Genomic DNA, 20,045 nt, shown 5'->3' on the forward strand with positions numbered 1-20,045 from the left:
TCCAACCCAACCCACCGAAAGGACCACATCATGGCCAAACAAATCTCGCTCGCCGACCTCGCCGGTGGCAACGCCGTCACCAACCCCGCGCTCGCCGGGCTCAACGGCCCCGGCGACGCCGCCGCGAACGGCGAACTCGTCCCCACCGCCGCGCAGGCCGTCGCCAACGCGCAGCTCACCCCCGACCAGCAGATCGCGGCACTGCCCGCCGCCGACCAGCAGACCATCGTGCAGATGGCCGACCAGATCGACTTCACGCGCGACGGCATCGAATCCAGCTATGGCAAGGACGCGCAGCGCGCCACCAGCACCTTCGCCGACGAAATCCTCTCCGAAACCCGCTCCAAGGACACCGGCGAGGCCGGCGAACTGCTCAGCACCATGCTCGTCACCATCGACGAGGCCGAGCTCAGCGGATTCCGCAAAGTCCCGATCCTCGGCCAGGTGGCCGTCTCGATCGACAAGCTGCGCCGCCGCTACCAGAAGGTCGACTCGCAGATCGACGAGATCATCACCAAACTCGAAGCCGCGCAGTCGCGCCTCGTCGCCGACATCTCCATGTACAACACGATGTACGAGCAGAACGCGCAGCAGTACCGCCAGCTGAAGATCACCGTGCTCGCCGGCAAGAAGGCGCTCACCGACTTCCGCGCCACGCAGCTGCCCGCGCTCGAAGCGGAGGCCGCGAAGAGCGGCGATCCGATGCAGGCGCAGCTGCTCAAGGACTTCAAGTCGAAGCTCGACCGCTTCGAGAAGCGCCTCGACGACCTCGACCGCATCTCCGTGGTGACGCTGCAGACCGCGCCGCAGATCAAGATCATCCAGAACGCGGACCAGACCATCGTCGACAAGATCGACACGACCATCTCCACCACGATCCCCGTGTGGAAGTCGCAGATGGTGATCGCGCTCGGCCTGTCCAACCAGCGCAAGGCGCTCGAACTGCAGAACAAGGCCGACGACGTGACCAACAAGCTGCTGCAGCGCAACGCCGCCGCCCTGCACAAGGGCGCCGTGGACGCGGAGAAGGCGAACCAGCGTTCCGTGGTGGAAATCGAGACGCTGGAGAAGATCAACAGCGAGCTCATCGCCACGCTCAAGGAGACCGTGCAGATCCAGAAGCAGGGCAAGGCGAGCCGCGAGGCCGCGCAGGTCAAGATGCGTCAGCTCGAATCCGACTTGAAGAACGCGCTGCTGGAGAACGCGCGCTCGATGTGAGCGGAGCGCGGGGCGCGGCGGTCGTGCCGTGTGGTGTGCCGTGCGGTGCCGGGAAGGGCGGCGCCGCACGCCCCGCGCGGGAGGCGTGTGCCGCTGGAACGGGCGTGCGCGCACGGCGCGTGAGGGGTTGTCGCGGGTGAGTCGCCGCGGGAGGCGCCCATCCGCTGGAATGGGTACCCGCGGCGCTACTTGCGCTTGCCGGTGAACGGTTCGAGCAGCGTGTCCGGATTCGAGACGCCGAGCATGCTGCGTCCGCCCGTCTTCTCCGGGTGACGCGCGATGATCGCCATCGAGATCGCGCCCGGCACCATGATGATCGCGAAGATCGCCGCGAGTCCCCAGTGCACGAAGAAGCCCAACGCGAGGAAGACGACGATCAGCGCGATCACGGTCGCCACGATGGTGATGTTGCGCGACTTCGCGCTCACCGGTTTGAGCCCGTCCTCGGCGGGTGTTGCGGGTTTGGGGGCCGTGGGTTTGGTTGCTGCCGGCTTCGCGGGCATCGCTGGTTTGGCTTTTGCGGGCTTGGAAGCCGCGGGCGTCGCGGGCGTGGGGATTCCGGTCGTGCGTGTCACCTGGGATGCCTGCGAGGCGGCGGAATCGTCGGCGGAGGTGTGTGGCGGCGTCTTCATCGGCGTCTTCGCTGTCTTCTTCACCGGCGTATCGGAATCATGCGAATCATACGTGTCGTTCATACGCACCAGCATAGGCCGGCGTCGTCGCCCGTCATACGTGCACGGCGCGTGCGTCCGCGCTCGTACGCCGGGAACCGGCGGGCGGCGCGCGGTGCCATACTGGAAACCATGAGTGAAGAGCAGAAGCCGGTTCGCGCGGCACGCAAGCGGCGCGCGACGTTCGAACGCACGCCGCGCGACCTGCTCGTCGGCGCCGGGCTGGTGCTGGCGGGCGGCATGATGTGGGGCTGCAACGCGACCGTGTCGAAGGTGCTCATGGGCGCGTATCACGTCGAACCGCTGTGGCTCGCCTGCATGCGCGAACTGTTCGCCGGCGTGCTGTTCCTCATCGCGGCCGGCGTGCGCACGCCGAAACTCGTCGTCGGCGCGGTGCGCGACCGGTCATCGTACCTACAGTTCCTCTACTGTTCGTTCGCATGCGTGCTGCTCGTGCAGGTCGCGTACCTTTCCGCCATCAGCTGGACGAACGCCGGCACCGCCACCGTGCTCCAAACGCTCAACCTGCTGTTCGTGCTGCTGTTCGTCTGCCTGCGCGACCGGCGCCTCCCCGGAACGCGCGAAAGCGCGGGCGTGGTGCTCGCGTTCGTCGGCACCGTGCTCATCGCCACCGGCGGCGACCTCTCCACATTGAAACTGCCGCTGATGGGCCTGATATGGGGACTCGTCGACGCGGCCGCGACCGGCGGCATGTCGATTCTGCCGATGCGGCTCGTGCAACGGTGGGGCAACATGGTGGTCAACGGCGTGATGTTCATCATCTCCGGCGTCGTGCTGCTGCCGATCGCGCGGCCGTGGTCCGGCGGTCCCACGTTCGACGCGCTCGGATGGGGGCTCATGGTGTTCACCGTGGTGTTCGGCACGTTCGGTGCGTTCGGCCTGTTCCTCGCCGGCGTGGTGCGGATTGGGGCGATGCGGGCGACGATGCTCGGCACCGTCGAACCGGTCGCCGCGACGCTGTCTTCGGTGATGTTCCTCGGCGCCGTGTTCACCCCCACCGACCTGGTCGGATTCGTCCTCATCCTGATCATGGTGTTCCTGATCCGGTAGCTGTGCTCCTTCCCTATCCCCCTTTCTTTTTCTTTCCGTCTCCCACCCCCGGCTTATCTCCCATGGTGCGGTGGCCGAAGCGGCTATTTCTCGGGTTATGGAGGGATCGTGTTGCCGCACCATGAGAGCGTGGTGTGGTGCGTGGGGCGCGGGGGAGATGCGCGGTGATGGAGATGCGCCGTGAGAGGATGGCAATGAAAATGGAGGTGCACTGATGGATGACGACAAGGGTTGCGCCGATGTGATTCGCGTGCATGCCGTGGTGACGGGCATGGTGCAGGGCGTGGGATTCCGCTATTTCGTCGTGACACGGGTGCGTGCCATCGGCGGCATCTCGGGATGGGTGCGCAACCGCTATGACGGCTCGGTGGAGGTCGAGGCGCAAGGGGGTCGTGGTGCCATCGCCCAGCTGGTCAGCGCATTGAAGACCGGCCCCCGATGGGCTCACGTCGAGCACGTCGCCGTGGACGAGCTCGAGCCGGATGGTCGGTCGGGTAATCGTTCGGGGGCGCGTTCCGGCAATCGTCTTGGCGGCCGCCTTGCCGGCCGTGCGAAGGAGCCGGGCTTCCGTGTGCTTGCCGATGCCTGACGCCCGGTTCGTCCCCGCCCGGACGCGGGCGCGCATTGGTATATTGGGTGATACGCGGCGAACGCGCCGCGATTGATATGGTCATTGCGGAACAAGGGGGTTGTCATGGCTGAGATCAACATCAACGAACAGGCTGCACAGGAACCGGAAGAGGCCGTTGCGTCGGATGTGCGGGCCGCAGGTGCCGTCGCATCGGACCATGCTTCACCGGACGCTCCGGCGTGCCCGGTGAAGCGGCGTTGCCCGATGCTCAAACTGTTCGCCGTGGGCGGTGCCGGGAACGGCGAGCCGGCCGATTGCAAGGCGAACGTGGTCGCCGGCATCGTGTCGCTTGCGGCGACCACCGCGCTGGTGGTGGTGTCCAGCTACGCGCAGTACGTGCTGACCAAGTGGGCCGTCAAGGCCGCGCTCAAGGAGACGCGGCTGCGGTAGGCGGCCGCCGTTTTCCCTTGATATTCCGCTGGATTTCACTGTGGGTAAAATCCCGGAATGTTTCGCCCGCGCGGGAATTGAGTGAAGTGAAAGGCGAAGGTGAGAGCCCCGGGAGGGGTTCCGGAACCGGCAACGATATCCGTTGCCGGGTACGTTCGCCACGAGAGGCGTGCGGCGCGCGTGATATGCGTGCGGCGAGCGTTTCCCGCGAACGTATCCGGCGACGGTAGCCAAGCCGGTTCCCTCCTTGATGTGTAAGGAGTACCGATTATGGCGATGTTTCCGGCTTTGATGAATGACACGATGTTCTCCGATCTGTTCGATGACCCGTTCTTTGAGGGTTGGCGCAACATGGACAGCCAGATGGGCTCCATGATGCCGGCGAACACGATGGCGAACATGATGACCACGGATGTGCGTGAGACCGACAAGGGCTACGATGTGGACATCGATATGCCGGGCTTCAAGAAGGACGACATCAAGCTTGAGCTGAACAACGGTTATCTGACCGTGTCCGCCTCGCGCAGCAGCGAGCATGAGGAGAAAGCCCCGGAGTCCGCGAACGCTTCGGGTTCCGCCGATGCTCAGGGTCAGTCGGCCCAGTCCGGTGAACAGTGCGCTTGCGGCACGAACGAGTCGGGTCGTTGGCTGCGCCGCGAACGCTACATGGGTTCCTGCTCTCGTAGCTTCTACGTGGGCGACGACGTGAAGGAATCCGACATCCACGCCAGCTACAACAACGGCACGCTGTGCATTCAGGTTCCGAAGATGCAGGCCCAGCCGCAAGTCGAGTCCAAGCACCAGATCGCGATTGAGGGCTGACGCGTTAAATGCGAAGCCCGGTGGGCTTCGCATAGCGTCAGCCTGAGCGAGGCGGCAGCCGAGCGAAGGCAGGTGTGGGTCTCGCGCGTGGCGCGAGTCCATGATTGCAGGACCGGAGACGGCGCGTTATAAGCGCAGCCTCCGGCTTTCCTATGGCAGTTCGGCGTAATCGCGGTTGCGTGCGCGCAATTCGCCGCCCTCGCATCGGTGTGGTGATTCGGGATTGCAGAACGACTAGGCTGGTTCATAGTGCCGGTGACCGACGTTGTGATCGCCGGCACCCGGAGGTACGCCGACTGGTCTGGTTCGTTCATACGTCGCCCATCCCATACGCCCTATACAGTACGGGTTGAGTAGACGGGCGACGCGGAAACAATGCCAAGCCTAAGAAGGGCCGGCGCATGGATTCAGTTCCATGCGCCGGCCCTTCCGCGTTATATGGGCCGGCACCCAAGAGGGTTGGTGTGGCGGTTCCGGTAGCCGTTATCGGAATTCTGCTCGAATCATGGGAATTCATGGGAACTCGCCGTGAGATTCATGGGATTTTCCCAGCTTTCGCAAAGCGCGCGTTAGTCTATCATGCGCGTAGTCGAATGGAGAGGAAGCTGATTCGTCTTGAGCGTCATCATGAATATGAGCACCGGCATACGGTTGGATGCCGGCATGCATACCGCCGCTGAAGCGTCATCGTCATGGCTGATGCAGATGTCGCTGGTCCATGGCCCGCTTCCGGTCGTCGTCTACTCGCTGACCGCGATTGCGGCGGCCACCCTGCTCGTCGCGTTGCCGCTCGTCGTGCGCCGCGCCCAAGGGAGTGCCGCGCAATCTTCCACCGAGAAGTCCCCCACACCACAACCGTCCATCGCCCCGCTGCTCGCCGCCCTCGTCTCCGGCGTCATCGGCCTCATCGTCACCTGGCTCCTCTCCGACGTGTTCCTGACGTTCGGCGTCTCGCTCGGCTGGCCGGTCATCATCACCGTCGCATGCGGTTTCGCCGGACTTGGTTTTCTCGTAGCCGCCATCGTCGTCGCGGACCGCCGCCGCGTACCCCGCACCGCCGCCCGCCGCACGCTGCGTGCGATCGCCGCCGTCCTCGTGCCGCTCACGCTCGCCACCACCGCGCTGAGGGTCGACGCGATCTACGGCGAATACCAGACCATCGGCAGCCTCGTCGGCTACAGCCCGTACGCGTCCATCGACGACATCGCCATCCACCGCGCGTCCATGACCGTCGCGCAGTGGCGGTCTCGCGCACGGACTCGCCGCCTGCCCGCCACGCCCGCCGCCGGCACAATCGTCACGGCCGACATCCCGAACACGCGTTCACACTTCCACGCCCGCCGCGCGATGGTCTACCTGCCGCCGGCGGCGCTCGCGGCCACCCCGCCGCGGCTGCCGGTGATGGAGCTGCTCGCCGGTCAGCCGGGCTCGCCGGGCCGTCTCATCGCCGCCTCCGGCATCGCGCGCATCATGGACGACTACGCCGCCGCGCACGACGGCCTCGCGCCGATCGTCGTCGTGCCAGACCAGAACGGCGCCGACTCGCATAACAGCCTGTGCGCCGACACCTCGCAGGGCGCCGCCGAAACGTACATCACGCGCGACGTCGTCGACTGGACGAAACGCCGTCTGCCCGCCGCACACGACGCACGCATGTGGGCGATCGGCGGATTCTCGCAGGGCGGCACCTGCACGACGCAGCTCGCGCCGCGCCATCCCGACCTGTACGGCGCGATGCTGCCCGTCGACGGCGAGCTCAAACCCACCAACGGCACCGTCGCCGAGATGACGAAGAACTACTTCCGCGGGCGCCGCGCCGACTACGACGCGCAGGTGCCGGTCAACGCGCTCGCCGCGCTCGACCCGGCCGAGGCACGCGGACTCGCCCTGTTCGCGGGCGCCGGCGTGCGCGACCGTGAATCGCTGCGCAACATGCGCACGATCGCCGCGGCCGCGCGCAAGGCCGGCATGGACGACGTGACCGAGATCGTCGTGCCCGGCACCGGCCACGACTGGCATGCGGTCACCGCCGTGTGGAGGCCCGGCGTCGACTGGTTCGGCGCGCGCACCGGACTCGGCGCGATGACGAAGGAACTCAAGGACTACCCGCAAGTGGAGGTACAGGAATGACGACGCCTCAGCAATCCCAGAGACCGCAGCAGCCCCAGCGACCCCAACACACTCAGCAGTCCCAACACCCCCGACGGCCTGCATCATCGGCGGCATCCGCGATGTCGCCCGCCTGGCGCGCGCTCGCCGACGACGCGCGCCGGTGGGGCCGGGCACACCGGTTCGCGATAGGCGCGACCCTCGCGTTCACCGCGGTGAACGTCGTGGCGTGGATCGTGGCGGCGGTCACCGGACTCGATTTCCCGCTGCGGCTGCGCACCAGCCTGGACGAGTTCGACCTCGGCAGGCTGCTGTGCTCGCTGTTCCTCGCCCGCGGCGTCGTCCAGCTCGTCATCGACGCGCTGCTGTGGCTCGTCATGCTGTCCATCGCCGAACGCTGGCTCGGTCGCGCGCGCACCGTGCGCATCGCCGCCATATGCGCGGTCGGCGGCGTGGCTGTCGGACTGCTGCTGTGCGGCGCGACCGGCATGCTGCTGCACGACACGCGCATCATCGACCGCATCCGCTTCGTGCTCAGCCCGCTCACCCTGCCCGTCGGCGCGCTGATGGCCGCCAGCGCGTACTGCACACACCTGTGGCGCCAACGCATCCGGCTCGTCGGCTACGTGGCGATTGCCGTCACGCTCCTGTACAGCGGCAATCCCGGCGGATACTGCATCCTCGCCGCCGCGGTCATCGGCCACGCGGCCGGCGCGTTCCTGCGCCAGCGCGAACGCCGTTTCCGCGCGTTCGACAAGGTGGAAGCCGCCACACCGCTTGGCCCCGACACCGACCCGGGCTCCGGTACCGGCGCCATCGACACCGCCGACACCGACCTGGACATCGCCGCCGGCGTCGTCGACACCCGCTGGCACTGGCTGCGCGGCACCTCCTACGAGACGCGCCGCCTGTACGCGGCCATCGCGGTCGTGCTCGCGCTCGGCCCCGTCATCGCCATCACCTCGCACAGCCACGCGGGCCCGCTCAGCACGCTGGGACTCATCATGAGCCCGCTCGACCCCAACGACGCCACGCTCGCCCACTGCATCGCCGGCAGCACGCGCGCCGACTGCTTCCTCCAGTTCGACCTGCTGCGCACGTCGATGCCCGGCGCGGTGCTGCGCTCGCTGCTGCCCACCGCCGTCACGCTCGTGCTCGCGTGGGGCCTGTACCGCGGACGCCGGTTCGCCGCGCTGCTGTCCGTGGCGGTCAATCTCGTCACCGCGGCCATCGCCGTCGCCTACTACGTAATCGTGCCGTTGGGCGTCGCGCCGGACGGCCTCGTCTCGCTCGCCGACCACGGCGCGTTCGCCGCGTGCGTCGCGAACGCGCTGCCGCCGTTCGCGTTCGCCGTCGCGCTGCTCGTCGGATTGCGGCACTTCCCCGTGCGCGTAGGCTGGCGGCGGCTCGCCGGCGGCATCGGCGCCATCCTGCTCGCGCTGCTCGCGTGCGTCGCCGTGTACCTGCTGTACGGCCTGGCGCGTCCTGCCGATTTCACACCGCACGCCACTGCCGCGACGTTGCTCGCCGAACTGCCCGGCCGCTTCCTGCCCATCGGCTTCCTGAGCCACGTGCGGCTCGCGTTCATGCCGGTCACGCCGCTCGCGTCCGTCGTGTACCAGGTCGTGGGACTCGCGTTCTGGATCGTCGTGCTGGTCGTCGTCGTGCGGTGGATGAACGACGTGACCGCCGTCGACGAGCGTGCGCGCGCCCGCGCCGAACGGCTCGTCGAGGCCGGCGGCGAGTCGATGAGCTTCATGACCACGTGGGAGGGCAACGAGTATTGGATGTCCGATTCCGGGCGGTCGGCCGTCGCCTACCGCGTGTGGGGCGGCGTGGCGCTCACCTGCACCGGGCCGTTCGGCGACCCCGGCGAATGGGACGACGACCTGGTCGCGTTCGCGCGGCATTGCGCGGTCCGCTCGCTCACGCCCGCGTTCTACGCCGTGCACCGCGCGCAACGCGACCGTCTGCTCGCGATGGGATGGCACTCCATCGAAGTCGGCGGCGAGATGGTCGTCGACCCGCGGCAGTGGAAGACGACCGGCAAGAAGTGGCAGGACATCCGCACCGCCATCAACAAGGCGAAACGCCAAGGCGTGACCGACGTGTGCTCCACGTTCCTCGAAGCGCCGCTCGACGTGCGCGACCAGATCGACGACATCTCCGAGGAGTGGGCGCAAGGCAAGGCGCTGCCGGAGATGAGGTTCACGCTGGGCGGCGTCGAGGAGCTGCGCGACCCGCGCGTGCGGCTCTTGTACGCCATCGACCCGGACGGGCTCGTGCTCGGCGTGACCAGCTGGCTGCCCACGTGGCGCGACGGGCGGATCGTCGGGTGGACGCTCGACTTCATGCGCCACCGGCCCGACAGCCCGAACGGCGTGATGGAGTTCCTCATCGCGCGCATGGCCGAACGGCTGCGCGACGAGGGGGAGGCGGCGCCCGGGGAGGCCGTCGAGTTCATGAGCCTATCCGCCGCGCCGCTGGCCGGCATGAACCCGGAACGCGACAACACGCTGCCCGGAGGCGACGGGCGCATGGACGCCGGTGTGGAAGTGCTGCAGCACGCGCTCCAGCTCGTGGCGGACTGGATGGAGCCCGCCTACGGATTCCATTCGCTGTTCAACTTCAAACGCAAGTTCCAGCCGAGCGAGGAGCCCGTGTACGTGTGCTACCCGGACGCAGCGAAGCTCGCGCAGATCGGGCTGGCCGTGACGCACGCCTACGTGCCGTCCGTCACGGCCGGCGAGATAGCTGGCATGCTCCGGGCACTGCACAGGTAGGCCGGGTGGTCTTGGGCGCCGGTAGTCTTGGGCGTATGAGTGATGTGAATGTGAACAATCCCGGGCTTGGCGCCGGGACTTCCGACGGGGCCGTTGCCGGGCTTGGCGCCGGAGCACAGACCGCCTATTTCGCCGGCGGATGCTTCTGGGGTCTGGAACGCTACTTCCAGAACGTGGACGGAGTGACGGACACCACGGTGGGCTATGCGCAATCCACTGTGGAGAACCCTACGTATGAACAGGTGTGCTCGGGTTCGACCGATGCCGCCGAAACCGTGCAGGTGACCTTCGATCCCGCGCGTGTCTCCCTGCGCACGCTCGCGTTGCTGTTCCTCGAGGTCATCGACCCGTTCGCCGTGAATCGACAGGGCAATGACGAAGGCCGCCAGTACCGCACGGGCATGTTCTTCACGGACGCAACGCAGCAGCACGTGTATATCGCCGCGATTGAACAGCTCATCGACCGCCAGCCGCAGCGTCCGGCCGTGCTCATCGAACCGTTGCGCAACTTCTACCCGGCCGAGGCGCACCATCAGGATTATCTCGTGAACAATCCCGGCGGCTATTGCCACATCCCGTTCGCTGCGATCGCGAACGTGAAGCGCCGCCAGAAGTATGTGGAGCGGATTTGGGATCTGACGCTCGAACAGTTCGCGGTCACCCAGAACGCCGCCACCGAGCGGCCGTTCGTCAACGAGTACGATCACACGTTCGAGCCGGGCATCTACGTGGACGTGGTCAGCGGCGAGCCGTTGTTCTCCTCGCGTGACAAGTTCGATTCCGGCTGCGGCTGGCCCGCGTTCTCCCGCCCACTGAAGGCCGACCTCGTCACCGAGCACGAGGATGACCGCGTGCCCGGGCGCCCGCGCATCGAGATCCGCACGGCGGATACGCAGATTCATTTGGGCCACGTGTTCGAGGATGGTCCGGCAGAGCGCGGCGGGCTGCGCTACTGCATGAATTCCGCCGCGCTGCGGTTCGTGCCGCGCTCGCGGATGGAAGCCGAAGGCTACGCCGAGTGGATTCCGGCGGTTGACGGTGGCGCCGCTGAGGGAACTCAGGAGGCTTAAGGGCGAACCTGCGCAATGGGGAGCCGAACCTGTGCAGTAGGGAGGCCCACCTGCGCGATCGAGGCGTGAACCTGTGCAGTTCGAGGCATAACCTGCGCAATGGGAGCACGAACCTGCGCACCTACTTGCTGAAGAGCGCTGATTCGGCGTTCCCCGCCGAATCGCAGAATGGCTTGTTTCCGGGCTTTTGGGTAGGTATGGCAGGCTTCGGGAATCTCAGTGCGGCCCGTTCTTCAGGAACCCCCTGCGCAGGTTCGCGACCGGACTGCGCAGGTTCGCGACCGGACCGCGCAGGTTGTGCCTCGGACCGCACAGGTTACATCTCGAACTGCGCGGCCGATAACCGGCACCAAGAAATGCGTATAGGAAGGGTGCTGTGCCGGGTCCTTAGAACGGCCATAATGTACGCATGACCATCGTGAACGGCAGGGGTGAGCGACGAACAGGGGACGACAAGTGGTCGTTCCGTGTCGGCAAGCCGTACGCGATCAAACAGGCGGAAACCCCGAATGAATGGCTCGCCGTCGCCCTACAGGCCGAACGCTACATCGCGGGTTTCCAGCGTGAAGACGATGACGGCGTCTACTGGGAGGGCGTCGGCGGTGAAGCCCCGAACCCCGGGTATGCGGACGGTTCGGCCGGCATCCTGCATTTCTACATTCAGCTCGCCCGTGTGACGCAGGATTCGAGGCACTGGGAGACGGCCCGGCAGGCCGCCCGTTGGATCAGGAGCAAGGTCGGGGCGGCCCCCGTCACGATGCTGGAGGGATTCGACAGCTGCTATGGTCTTGTGCTGCTGGAGGCCGCCGCAGTATTCCATGATGCTACTTACACGGAGGCCGCCCGTCGATTCGCGCAACGATACCTGCTCCACTATGAGCAGGGCGACCACGGCCCCTATTGGACGGGGAACACGGCATGGGTGAAGGACGGCGGCATCATCCTGTTCCTCCTTGCACTCGGCCGGTATCTCGATGATCCGACGATTCTCGAGGTGGTTCGCCGCGCGGGAGCACAGTATCTCAGTGAAGGCAAGCCGGATGGTAACGGCCATCTGGTGTTCGACGGCCATTTCGGCGGCACGTTCTGCGTCGAAGGCGTCGTCTTCCATATGGAGCACAACATGCCCAACTGGGAGTTCGGGGCGGCGGGCAGCGGCTACATCCTGTTGAAGCTGTACGAGTTCACCGGCGAACGGCGTTATCTCGACGCGGCCTTCGACCAATTGCGATACCTGCGGTCGGTCGCCGTCCCCCAAGCCAAGGGGGTGCTCATACCAAGGAGTCTCGGGCCTGAGGAGCGCGACCTGTTCCCTCTGGGGCATTGCCATGGCATCGCCGGAACCGGTCTGTTCCCGTTCCTGCTCCACGAGCTCACCGGCGACGAGGAGGCAGCGGAGTTCCTCGTCGCGCTCGCCGACGGGTTCGAGGCCGTGGGCGCGCCGGAACACCAATCCCGCGGATTATGGAATATCGATACGCTGTGCTGCGGCCATGCGGGACTGGTCCACTATTTCGTCGGCCTGTACCTTGCTACCGGCGAATCGCGGTGGCATGACCTCGCGATTCGATGCGGGAACGTCATCCTCGGCATGAAGGAGGATCTGGGCGAAGGCCGAGCCGACTGGCCCATCGCGTTCTGGAGGCAGAAGCCCGACGATATTACCAGGCCGCACAGCCTGTTCCGCGGGGCCGCGGGCATCGGCCTCGCGCTGACGGAGATTTTCATGATGGAACGGGGCGACTTCACCCTCGACCGGTTCATCGACGACCCGTTCCCCGCCCATTGGGCCGCCTGAGGTACTACGGCAATCGGGGAGGGTATCGGGGAAGCACATCAACAGAAGGGAAACAGACATGATACGTGCAATACGTGCAATACGTACGGCTGTGGTGATCGTCGCGGCGGCCACGATGCTGGCCGGCTGCGGCACCACGTCAGACGCGGGCGCGACCGCCGCGAGCGGGAACGTCATCAGCTTCGGCATCGGCGAGCCGCAGAACCCGCTCGTGCCTGGAAACACCAATGAGGGCAACGGCGCGCTTGTCCTCAATCGCGTCCTGTTCACTGGTCTCGTGGCGACCAAGCCCGACGGCACCATCGTCAACGAAAACGCCGAGAAGATCGAGCCGAACGGCGACAACACCCAGTACACGGTCACGCTGCGCAAGGGACTGAAGTTCTCCGACGGCACGCCGATCACCGCCGAAAGCTACGTCAAGGCATGGTCCTATACGGCGAACGTGAAGAACGCGCAGAAGAACGCCGGATACCTGTCGTATATCAAGGGGTACGACGACCTGCAGAAGGACGGTCTGAACGGCGACGAACAGCTGTCCGGACTGTCCGTCAAGGACGATACGCACTTCACCATCACGCTCAACGAACCGTCATCGGTCTTCACGACCGTGCTGACGTTCATGGGATTCTACCCGCTGCCGGAATCCTTCTATAAGGATCCGAAGGGCTTCGGCCAGAACCCGGTCGGCAATGGTCCTTATAAGTTCAAATCCTGGAAGCATGGCAGCCAGATCGATGTCGTGCCGAACACGTATTACACGGGCTACTACAAGCCGAAGAACGACGGCATCGTCTTCAAGATGTACACGGACACGAATGCGCAGTACGCCGACGTGCAGGCCGGCAACCTCGACATCACCAGCGCCATTCCGCCAAGCGCGTTGAAGAACCTGCTCAATGACAAGACCGTCAAGGCGTACAGCGAGCCCGGCCCCGTGCGGGTGGCGCTCGGCATTCCCGAGAATCTCAAGCACTTCTCCGGTGAGGAGGGGAAGCTGCGCCGCAAGGCGATCAGCCTCGCCATCAACCGCGACACGATCACGAAGAAGATTCTGAACGGTCTTGCCAGCCCGGCCACGGACTTCGCCTCGCCGGTGTTCAAGCCGTATTCCGGCAGCCTCAAGGGCTCCGATGTGCTGCGCTATGATGCGGCCGAGGCGAAGAAGCTGTGGGATCAGGCGAACGACATCAGCCAGTGGGATGGGAAGTTCACCATCACATACAACGCGGACGGCACCTACAAGGAGACCTATGACGCCATCGTGAACCAGCTCAAGAACACGCTTGGCATCGACGCGTCCACCTCGCCCATCCCCACTCAGCAGGAATATCTGACCAATGCGTATGCGGGCAAGATCAGCACTGCCTACCACGACATCTGGGGCCCTGACTATCCGGCTGTCGAAGACTATCTCACGCCCATCTACGCGACCAGTTCGCAAGGCGCCAGGAATTACGGCAAGTACAGCAACGGCGAGTTCGACGACCTGCTCGCCAAGGCTTCGGCCGCTTCGTCCACCGATGAGGCGAACAAGCTCTACGTGCAGGCCGAGGAAATCCTTCTCGAGGACCTGCCGTCCATCCCGCTTTACAATACGAACGCGACCAGCGCCACGGTCAAGAACCTCAAGGGCGTCGCTTTCAACTGGGACAGCAGCCCGACCTTCTGGGCCATTTCGAAGAGCTGAACCGGGTTGGCGCGGTTGGCTGGGTTGTCTGGGCTGGGTTGCAGCGGTCGCGGCGGAATATACCGTCAACGTGCGGCGAGTGCCGCCCTCAATGGGTGGGCGCTCGCCGCAGGCGCGGTGATGGCGGCGGGCGTGATGCTGTTTTCATCGAGGGACTGTGGCGTGACCTGTGAAATGGTTCCGGCGTCAGTTCCCTCTACCCAACGTACAGGTGCGAACGCCTTGAACACATCGCCGTCGTCAAGTTCAGGATCCTTGCCGGAGTAGGGTTTCGAGTACTTGTAGAGATCGCGCATGCCGCTGTGTGTACCCGGGCGTGGAGGCGTCTTCCCTGCGTTTCGGTATGCTGGGTGGTGGCCGCGGGTTTCCGCCGGTCGGTCGTTATTGCGTCGTTATTGCGTTGTCAGTACCTCGTCATTGCGTCAGGGAGGCCGTTATGATTCTCGTCACCACCACACCGTCTGTCGACGGGTATGCGATCACCAGCTATCAGGGCATCGTGTTCGGCGAGGTCGTCGCCGGCGTGAACATGTTCAAGGACATCGGCGCGAGCTTCCGCAACATGTTCGGTGGACGCAGCCAGGGCTATGAGGAGGAGCTGACGAACGCGCGCAACGAGGCGATCGCCGAGATGCAGCAGCGTGCGGAGGCGTTGGGTGCGCATGCCGTGGTCGGCGTGGACATCGACTACGAGGTGCTTGGCGCCGACGGTTCGATGCTCATGGTCACCGCCTCCGGCACGGCCGTCCAACTCGCCCGCAAGGCCTGAACGAGGGCTTGGGCGTTCTCGCCGTCGACCTACTCGATTGCGTCCGCTCTTGGCCTCGATGGCTATGCGGCTCTCCCGCTGGACACAGAAAAATGCTCAGTCATTGAGTATTTTTACTCAATGACTGAGAAAAAGTACTCAATTCCCGTTGCTCAGCTCGTCAGGTGTCGGTAGAGCTCCGGGTCGAGCGGGCGCGCCAGGCGCAGCGTGGAGAGCGTCACGTTCACCGTGCCGTCGCCCGCCGCGTTCGGCTTGGTCGTGAGGGTCGGGTGGTCGAACGCGGTGACGTGTCCCACGTAGTAGTACTTGCCGTCGTCCTCCTCGGCTTTGCGCATGACGAACAGCGGCACGAAATGCGTGCGTTCCCAGTCTGGTCCGCCTTGCCCGTCCGGTCCGGCACCCTCCCGCACCCACTGGAATTCCGGCGATTGCGGCGTGCGACCGTTCTTGCTGAAGTACTTCATCTCCTGCGCGTTGAGAAACTCATCCTCGTACTGGCTGGCCGCGTATTTCACGAAGATGGGCATGGTGTTGGTGTCCTTGTCCAGCAGGTACCCGCCCACGTTCTGCGGCGTGTTCTCCTTCTTCCACCCGCACAGCCGCATGACGTCCGCCATCGAATACTTGCTTTCGTAGAGGAACGCGCGGTCGAATGTGCGACGCTTGCCGGCCGCCTCGCGGAACATGTCGCGACAGTTCGCCAGACCGGTGCGCAACGTGTCCGCGAAGAAAATGCGGAACGTGTGGTTCGCGGCGAGCAACGCGGCGAAACGGTCGGTCAGACGGTAGCGTCGGCCGCGCTCGCCGCCGTTGAATTCGTCGTCGGATGCCGGCACGGTTTCGACCAGCGGCTGTTCGCCGAAACGTTTGCGATTCGGGCCGGTGAAGTATGAGTAATCGAGCACACTGATGGCGGAGTCGAACTGCGCTTCCGACGAATCGGCCTGCGGGAACGCGGTGCGGATCGCGTCGAGTAGTGTTTCGCGGGTGATTGTGCCGGTGGCGTGCCAGTCGGACGGCGTCTCGTCCGTCAGTCGCTCGTCGGCGAACCGGCACAGCCGGTCGAGGATGACCAGTTCCTGCGGCCGCAATCCCGGAAGCAACAGCTCCGTCGCCATCTTGAGGATCGCGTCCTCGGTTGCGCTCACCGGTTCCAGCTGGTCTGCGAACGACTGTGCGGTGCCCGCCCCGCCGCGTTTGCCGCCGCCGAGACTCTTCTCTCGCGAACGCACGAAGTCGAGATAGTTGTTGCGCTTTGATGCCAACGTGTACGGCAGTGACGGATCATAGGCGTAGATGTCCATGAGCATCGGGATGCGCCCGAGCTCGTAGCGTACTATCCGGTACTGCTTCGTCAGCTTCTTCATCTCGGACCAGTCGGCGGTGTCCAATGACTTCAAGACGCGTTCCCGTGAGATCTTGTCGAAGCTGATGGACGACAATCCGATCGACTTGCGTTGCAGGTTCTTGCGCGCGCGGTCGCGGTCGCCGGTGTTGCCGTACAGGGCCACCGGGATCAGGAAGTTGTTGGCGTAGTTCCCGATGAAGTCGATGACCACGACGCTGTCCTTATGTGGGAACTTGCGCAGGCCGCGGCCCAGCTGCTGGGTGAAGACGATGCTGGATTCGGTGTTGCGCAGCATCACGATCTGATTGACGGCGGGAATGTCGACGCCCTCGTTGAACAGGTCCACGGTGAACAGGTAATCGAGCTTGCCTTCCGTAAGCTGTTGCACGTATGCGTCGCGTTGCTCCTGTGATACGGGCTTGCCGTTCTCATCCGTGCTGGTCACCGCGGCGGTCTGGTAGTGGCGTTCCGCTTGCTGGTTCCACTCTTGGTTGAACAGGCGCGACAGCTCGCGGGCCTCCTCCTGCCTGCTGCAGAACACCAGACCGGTGACGGGCAGGTTGAACTGTCCGTACTCCTGCAGTTTGTCGATGATGTAGCGGACGCGCTCCTTGCTGGCGAGCTGCGCGATCTCGTACTTGAGCTGACCGGACTCGTCTACGCTGAGCCCGTTGCCGTCGCTGCCGCCGTCGTTGCCGCCGACGCCGAGCCGCTGGCTCACCGTATGCGTGTGGCCCTGATTGTCCGTGTACGTGGCGTCATGCGTGCCGAGATATTCGGCGACGCCGTAGTAATGGAACGGGCAGAGCATGTCCTCGTCCAACGCCTTCTGCAGGCGGATCTCATAGGCGATGTTGTGCCCGAACAGTTCGAAGATGTTGAAACCGTCGGTGCGTTCCGGTGTGGCGGTCATGCCGAGCATGAAATCGGCGTCCTTGAAATGGTCGATGACGCGCTGGTAGCCTTCGGCACCGGCATGATGTGCCTCATCGACCAGTATGTAATCGAACTCGTCGGAGGCGAACTTCGCCAGTACTTCCGGCTGTCGCATCGTCTGCACGGTGGCGAACACGTATCGGCGGTCATGCTGTTTGCTGTTGCCGGAGTACAGGCCGAGCTCGGATTCGTCGCAGCCGAGCACCTTCTGGTATGACTTCATCGCCGCCTTGAGGATCATCTGCTGTTGGGCGATGTACAGCATGCGTTTCGGCTTGCAGGCGCGCACGTCGAACGCGGACAGGTAGGTTTTGCCGGTGCCGGTGGCGGAGACGATGACCGCACGATGCTCGCCCTGTTCGCGAAGCTTTCTGAGATTCTCCAATGCTTCGCGCTGCATGGCATTTGGCTGGATGTCGCGGCCTTCCAACGATTTGAGAATGTCTCGTCGTGGCGGCGCGTACTTCTTGAAATCCTCCTCGTACTGCCTGATCCACTCTTCGGTGAGCGGCACGGAATCAGCCACCTGCGAGTCTATTTCCTCCCGCACCTGTTGGACCAGTTCGCCGTCCGCGAGGGAGGAGACCTTGAGATTCCATTCGCGCTGCGTATTCAGCGCTGCGGCGGTGAGATTCGAGCTGCCGACGAACAGGTCGTAATACGGGGTGCCGTTGCGCATGCGGCGCGTGAAGATATAGCCCTTCGGATGGAACGGTTGGCCCTGGGTGGCGGTGGAGGATGCGCCGGAACCCTCCCAGACGCGCACGTCCACGCCCGCTATGCGCTGCAGATGCAGCAGCTCCCAGAATGCACGCGGATCGTTGAAATGGTTCTTGGTGGAGGTGATGAGGCGGCTGGGGCGTGATATGGTGTCGCCTGTCGTGGGGGCGTCGACGGTTGTGGTGGCGATCGTGCCGGTCGTGGCAGCGGTGTTGGCTGCTGCTATCGCATTGTCCCGATGCCTGCGGAAATCCTCGAACAGACTCATGACGGCATCGGCGGAAACGAACGCGACGGAGATGTCGAAGGCGTCGCTGTTCGTTAGGGCGTCGCTGAGCTGGTCGTGCATGCTGGGGCCGCCGGGACGGTTGGAGATCAACGTCGGTTTGTAGCTGTCGGAAGCGTCCGCGCGCGGCCCGATGAGCCCGGAGATGGCTCCTTCGAGCACCGAGTGCCTCGCCTCGCCTTCGGGCGTCGACACCGCTGCTGACGCGGCAGATACGGCTGTCGCCGTCGCTGCGGTATCCGGGATCCAGATGGGGGTAAGACCGGTGGGTGCCGGGGCTGGATGCGTGTCTGCCATGATGCTGTTTTCCTGACTGTGCTGGTTGTGCTGGTGGGGGTGGTGTGTTGTGGTGCGTGTTGTGGTCTGTCGTGACTCGTCGCGCGTGAAGGGGAGACACGCATCGACAGCAGGCGGGAGTCTGCCGTTATCGCGTCAGCGTGTGTTTCGCCGCGATGATGGCGACGGCTTCGCGGTCGACCGGAGCCCAATCGAGTTGCGGCATCGCATCGGGTGCGAGCCATCGGATATCGGTATGCTCGGTCAGCCGAGGCGTGCCGGCGGTGAGATGACAGATGAACGTGGTGAGGCGAACAGTGCCGAAATCATAGGCGTATTCACTGGTACATACTTCTTCCGCGACATCGACCTCGCACAGCAGCTCCTCTTCGATCTCGCGGTGCAACGCCTGCCGTGGCGTTTCGTGAGGCTCGATTTTGCCGCCGGGGAACTCCCAATATCCGGCGAGTGACTTGGCGGGGCCGCGCTGTGCGCACAGCACTGTGCCGTCGCGCACGATCGCAGCGCCGACGACGTTGATGATTTTGGGACTGCTTGGTGCCTCCATGGCTCACCAGGATACAACGCCGACGACGCTGATGTGACGATTGTGCAGCGATCGTGGATCGCCTGTGGATCCTGCCATGAGCGGGACAATAACCCGGATGCTCCGATCACACTGGACGATATGACACAGACTGATTCATCGGGAGTCGTTATCCCCGCGCTGCCGGATGTAGAGCGACGCATGCGTGAGCTGGATGATCGGCTATACGCCAAAGCGATGGTGCAGTATCGGAATCGTGAGATTCACCCGGAAGAGGAGTGCTATCAGCTCGATGGTGGCACGTTCATCAGTGAGGCAGCGTTCGAGATGATTGCAGGCGATGATCGTGAGCGCTACATGGCGTGGAAGAACGGCTGCATCGACGAATGCTCCGTTCGGTATTGGAATGAGCCTGCGGTGATGTCGTATCTCATCGACCGAAGCCTCGAAGAGGATACCGACAGCGACGCATGCTGCTGGACAGACGCGCAATCGATCGACTACGTGCGATCGTGCACTCTTCCACCGTCTCTGATGATGCGACATGGAGTAACACGTGGGAGATCGGATGCTCTGACATCGGCTTGGCACATCGTCGCCGCGATCGAAGACGGGCTCAATTACGCGCTATACGGACATCCCAGCATCGATATCATTGGATGGGACGGTACGACCGTCATCGTTTCCGTATGTCAATCGGATCGCGCCGTCGCCGTCATGGTCGAACGTGATGCCATAACAATGCGTGCGATGTTGCGCGGCGATCCCTGCAGTATTCCTGTCACCTTCGATTGGCGAGGAATCCCGCGCGGTGATTACGCATCCGAGCACTACCGGCGTTTCCGGGCGGCGAAAGCGGCCTTCGACTACGCGATCAGCTGGGTGGACGACATGGCTTGATGGTCCGTTG

At 64.5% G+C, this 20,045-nt stretch carries 16 protein-coding genes; 12 read left to right on the forward strand and 4 right to left on the reverse strand.

Annotation, left to right across the window (positions count from 1 at the left end):
- The first annotated feature begins 30 nt into the window (after positions 1-30).
- Entirely contained in the window at positions 31-1,218 is a 1,188-nt protein-coding gene (locus BFAL_RS01680) for a toxic anion resistance protein (protein WP_236691618.1), read from the forward strand.
- A 185-nt stretch (positions 1,219-1,403) separates the two neighbouring features.
- On the opposite strand, the gene BFAL_RS11490 is transcribed toward BFAL_RS01680, so the two are convergent.
- A complete protein-coding gene (locus tag BFAL_RS11490; protein ID WP_236691619.1) occupies positions 1,404-1,913 on the reverse strand; it encodes a hypothetical protein in 510 nt (169 codons plus the stop codon).
- Between the two features lie 108 nt (positions 1,914-2,021).
- Here BFAL_RS11490 and BFAL_RS01690 point away from each other — a divergent pair, with 108 nt between their 5' ends.
- From BFAL_RS01690 to BFAL_RS01730, 9 genes are all read left to right on the forward strand, one after another.
- Positions 2,022-2,960, forward strand: coding sequence for a DMT family transporter (locus BFAL_RS01690; RefSeq protein WP_055426717.1), 939 nt, complete (start codon positions 2,022-2,024; stop codon positions 2,958-2,960).
- Positions 2,961-3,174: 214 nt separating this feature from the next.
- Positions 3,175-3,549: an acylphosphatase gene (locus tag BFAL_RS01695; RefSeq protein WP_082440257.1), complete on the forward strand. Its 375-nt coding sequence runs from the start codon at positions 3,175-3,177 to the stop codon at positions 3,547-3,549.
- A gap of 105 nt (positions 3,550-3,654) precedes the next feature.
- Positions 3,655-3,981: a hypothetical protein gene (locus BFAL_RS01700; RefSeq protein ID WP_055426718.1), complete on the forward strand. Its 327-nt coding sequence runs from the start codon at positions 3,655-3,657 to the stop codon at positions 3,979-3,981.
- Positions 3,982-4,251: 270 nt separating this feature from the next.
- Positions 4,252-4,803: an Hsp20/alpha crystallin family protein gene (locus BFAL_RS01705; RefSeq protein WP_055426719.1), complete on the forward strand. Its 552-nt coding sequence runs from the start codon at positions 4,252-4,254 to the stop codon at positions 4,801-4,803.
- 699 nt (positions 4,804-5,502) lie between these two features.
- Positions 5,503-6,933 (forward strand): alpha/beta hydrolase, encoded by a 1,431-nt coding sequence (locus tag BFAL_RS01710; protein ID WP_055426735.1) that lies wholly within the window; start codon positions 5,503-5,505, stop codon positions 6,931-6,933.
- A gap of 101 nt (positions 6,934-7,034) precedes the next feature.
- Positions 7,035-9,695: a bifunctional lysylphosphatidylglycerol flippase/synthetase MprF gene (locus tag BFAL_RS01715; RefSeq protein ID WP_082440258.1), complete on the forward strand. Its 2,661-nt coding sequence runs from the start codon at positions 7,035-7,037 to the stop codon at positions 9,693-9,695.
- 35 nt (positions 9,696-9,730) lie between these two features.
- Complete coding sequence (msrA, locus tag BFAL_RS01720; RefSeq protein WP_082440259.1) at positions 9,731-10,765, forward strand: peptide-methionine (S)-S-oxide reductase MsrA; 1,035 nt, start codon at positions 9,731-9,733, stop codon at positions 10,763-10,765.
- A 409-nt stretch (positions 10,766-11,174) separates the two neighbouring features.
- Entirely contained in the window at positions 11,175-12,563 is a 1,389-nt protein-coding gene (locus BFAL_RS01725) for a lanthionine synthetase LanC family protein (protein WP_055426721.1), read from the forward strand.
- A gap of 58 nt (positions 12,564-12,621) precedes the next feature.
- Entirely contained in the window at positions 12,622-14,253 is a 1,632-nt protein-coding gene (locus tag BFAL_RS01730) for a peptide ABC transporter substrate-binding protein (protein WP_055426722.1), read from the forward strand.
- A gap of 65 nt (positions 14,254-14,318) precedes the next feature.
- On the opposite strand, the gene BFAL_RS10895 is transcribed toward BFAL_RS01730, so the two are convergent.
- The gene (locus BFAL_RS10895; protein ID WP_152973471.1) at positions 14,319-14,549 is read right to left on the reverse strand and encodes a hypothetical protein; all 231 of its coding nucleotides are present in this window, start codon (positions 14,547-14,549) and stop codon (positions 14,319-14,321) included.
- A gap of 140 nt (positions 14,550-14,689) precedes the next feature.
- Here BFAL_RS10895 and BFAL_RS01735 point away from each other — a divergent pair, with 140 nt between their 5' ends.
- Positions 14,690-15,022 (forward strand): putative heavy metal-binding protein, encoded by a 333-nt coding sequence (locus BFAL_RS01735; RefSeq protein ID WP_055426723.1) that lies wholly within the window; start codon positions 14,690-14,692, stop codon positions 15,020-15,022.
- Between the two features lie 152 nt (positions 15,023-15,174).
- Here the strand turns inward: BFAL_RS01735 and BFAL_RS01740 are convergent, their stop codons facing one another.
- Positions 15,175-18,609, reverse strand: a complete 3,435-nt coding sequence (locus BFAL_RS01740) for a DUF3427 domain-containing protein (protein WP_082440260.1) — start codon at positions 18,607-18,609, stop codon at positions 15,175-15,177.
- 127 nt (positions 18,610-18,736) lie between these two features.
- On the reverse strand, positions 18,737-19,156 hold the full coding sequence (locus tag BFAL_RS01745) for a (deoxy)nucleoside triphosphate pyrophosphohydrolase (RefSeq protein WP_055426725.1): 420 nt from the start codon (positions 19,154-19,156) through the stop codon (positions 18,737-18,739).
- A gap of 33 nt (positions 19,157-19,189) precedes the next feature.
- Between BFAL_RS01745 and BFAL_RS01750 the strand changes: the two genes are divergently transcribed.
- Positions 19,190-20,035, forward strand: a complete 846-nt coding sequence (locus BFAL_RS01750; RefSeq protein WP_152973472.1) for a hypothetical protein — start codon at positions 19,190-19,192, stop codon at positions 20,033-20,035.
- Positions 20,036-20,045 lie beyond the last annotated feature (10 nt).

Source organism: Bifidobacterium aesculapii (assembly GCF_001417815.1).
Classification (GTDB): domain Bacteria; phylum Actinomycetota; class Actinomycetes; order Actinomycetales; family Bifidobacteriaceae; genus Bifidobacterium; species Bifidobacterium aesculapii.

Bases quoted from the DNA above. Each gene is read 5' to 3' on its own strand.
- BFAL_RS01680 (WP_236691618.1), top strand. From the start codon at position 31: ATGGCCAAACAAATCTCGCTCGCCGACCTCGCCGGTGGCAACGCCGTC.
- BFAL_RS11490 (WP_236691619.1), bottom strand. From the start codon at position 1,913: ATGAACGACACGTATGATTCGCATGATTCCGATACGCCGGTGAAGAAG.
- BFAL_RS01690 (WP_055426717.1), top strand. From the start codon at position 2,022: ATGAGTGAAGAGCAGAAGCCGGTTCGCGCGGCACGCAAGCGGCGCGCG.
- BFAL_RS01695 (WP_082440257.1), top strand. From the start codon at position 3,175: ATGGATGACGACAAGGGTTGCGCCGATGTGATTCGCGTGCATGCCGTG.
- BFAL_RS01700 (WP_055426718.1), top strand. From the start codon at position 3,655: ATGGCTGAGATCAACATCAACGAACAGGCTGCACAGGAACCGGAAGAG.
- BFAL_RS01705 (WP_055426719.1), top strand. From the start codon at position 4,252: ATGGCGATGTTTCCGGCTTTGATGAATGACACGATGTTCTCCGATCTG.
- BFAL_RS01710 (WP_055426735.1), top strand. From the start codon at position 5,503: ATGCAGATGTCGCTGGTCCATGGCCCGCTTCCGGTCGTCGTCTACTCG.
- BFAL_RS01715 (WP_082440258.1), top strand. From the start codon at position 7,035: ATGTCGCCCGCCTGGCGCGCGCTCGCCGACGACGCGCGCCGGTGGGGC.
- msrA (WP_082440259.1), top strand. From the start codon at position 9,731: ATGAGTGATGTGAATGTGAACAATCCCGGGCTTGGCGCCGGGACTTCC.
- BFAL_RS01725 (WP_055426721.1), top strand. From the start codon at position 11,175: ATGACCATCGTGAACGGCAGGGGTGAGCGACGAACAGGGGACGACAAG.
- BFAL_RS01730 (WP_055426722.1), top strand. From the start codon at position 12,622: ATGATACGTGCAATACGTGCAATACGTACGGCTGTGGTGATCGTCGCG.
- BFAL_RS10895 (WP_152973471.1), bottom strand. From the start codon at position 14,549: ATGCGCGATCTCTACAAGTACTCGAAACCCTACTCCGGCAAGGATCCT.
- BFAL_RS01735 (WP_055426723.1), top strand. From the start codon at position 14,690: ATGATTCTCGTCACCACCACACCGTCTGTCGACGGGTATGCGATCACC.
- BFAL_RS01740 (WP_082440260.1), bottom strand. From the start codon at position 18,609: ATGGCAGACACGCATCCAGCCCCGGCACCCACCGGTCTTACCCCCATC.
- BFAL_RS01745 (WP_055426725.1), bottom strand. From the start codon at position 19,156: ATGGAGGCACCAAGCAGTCCCAAAATCATCAACGTCGTCGGCGCTGCG.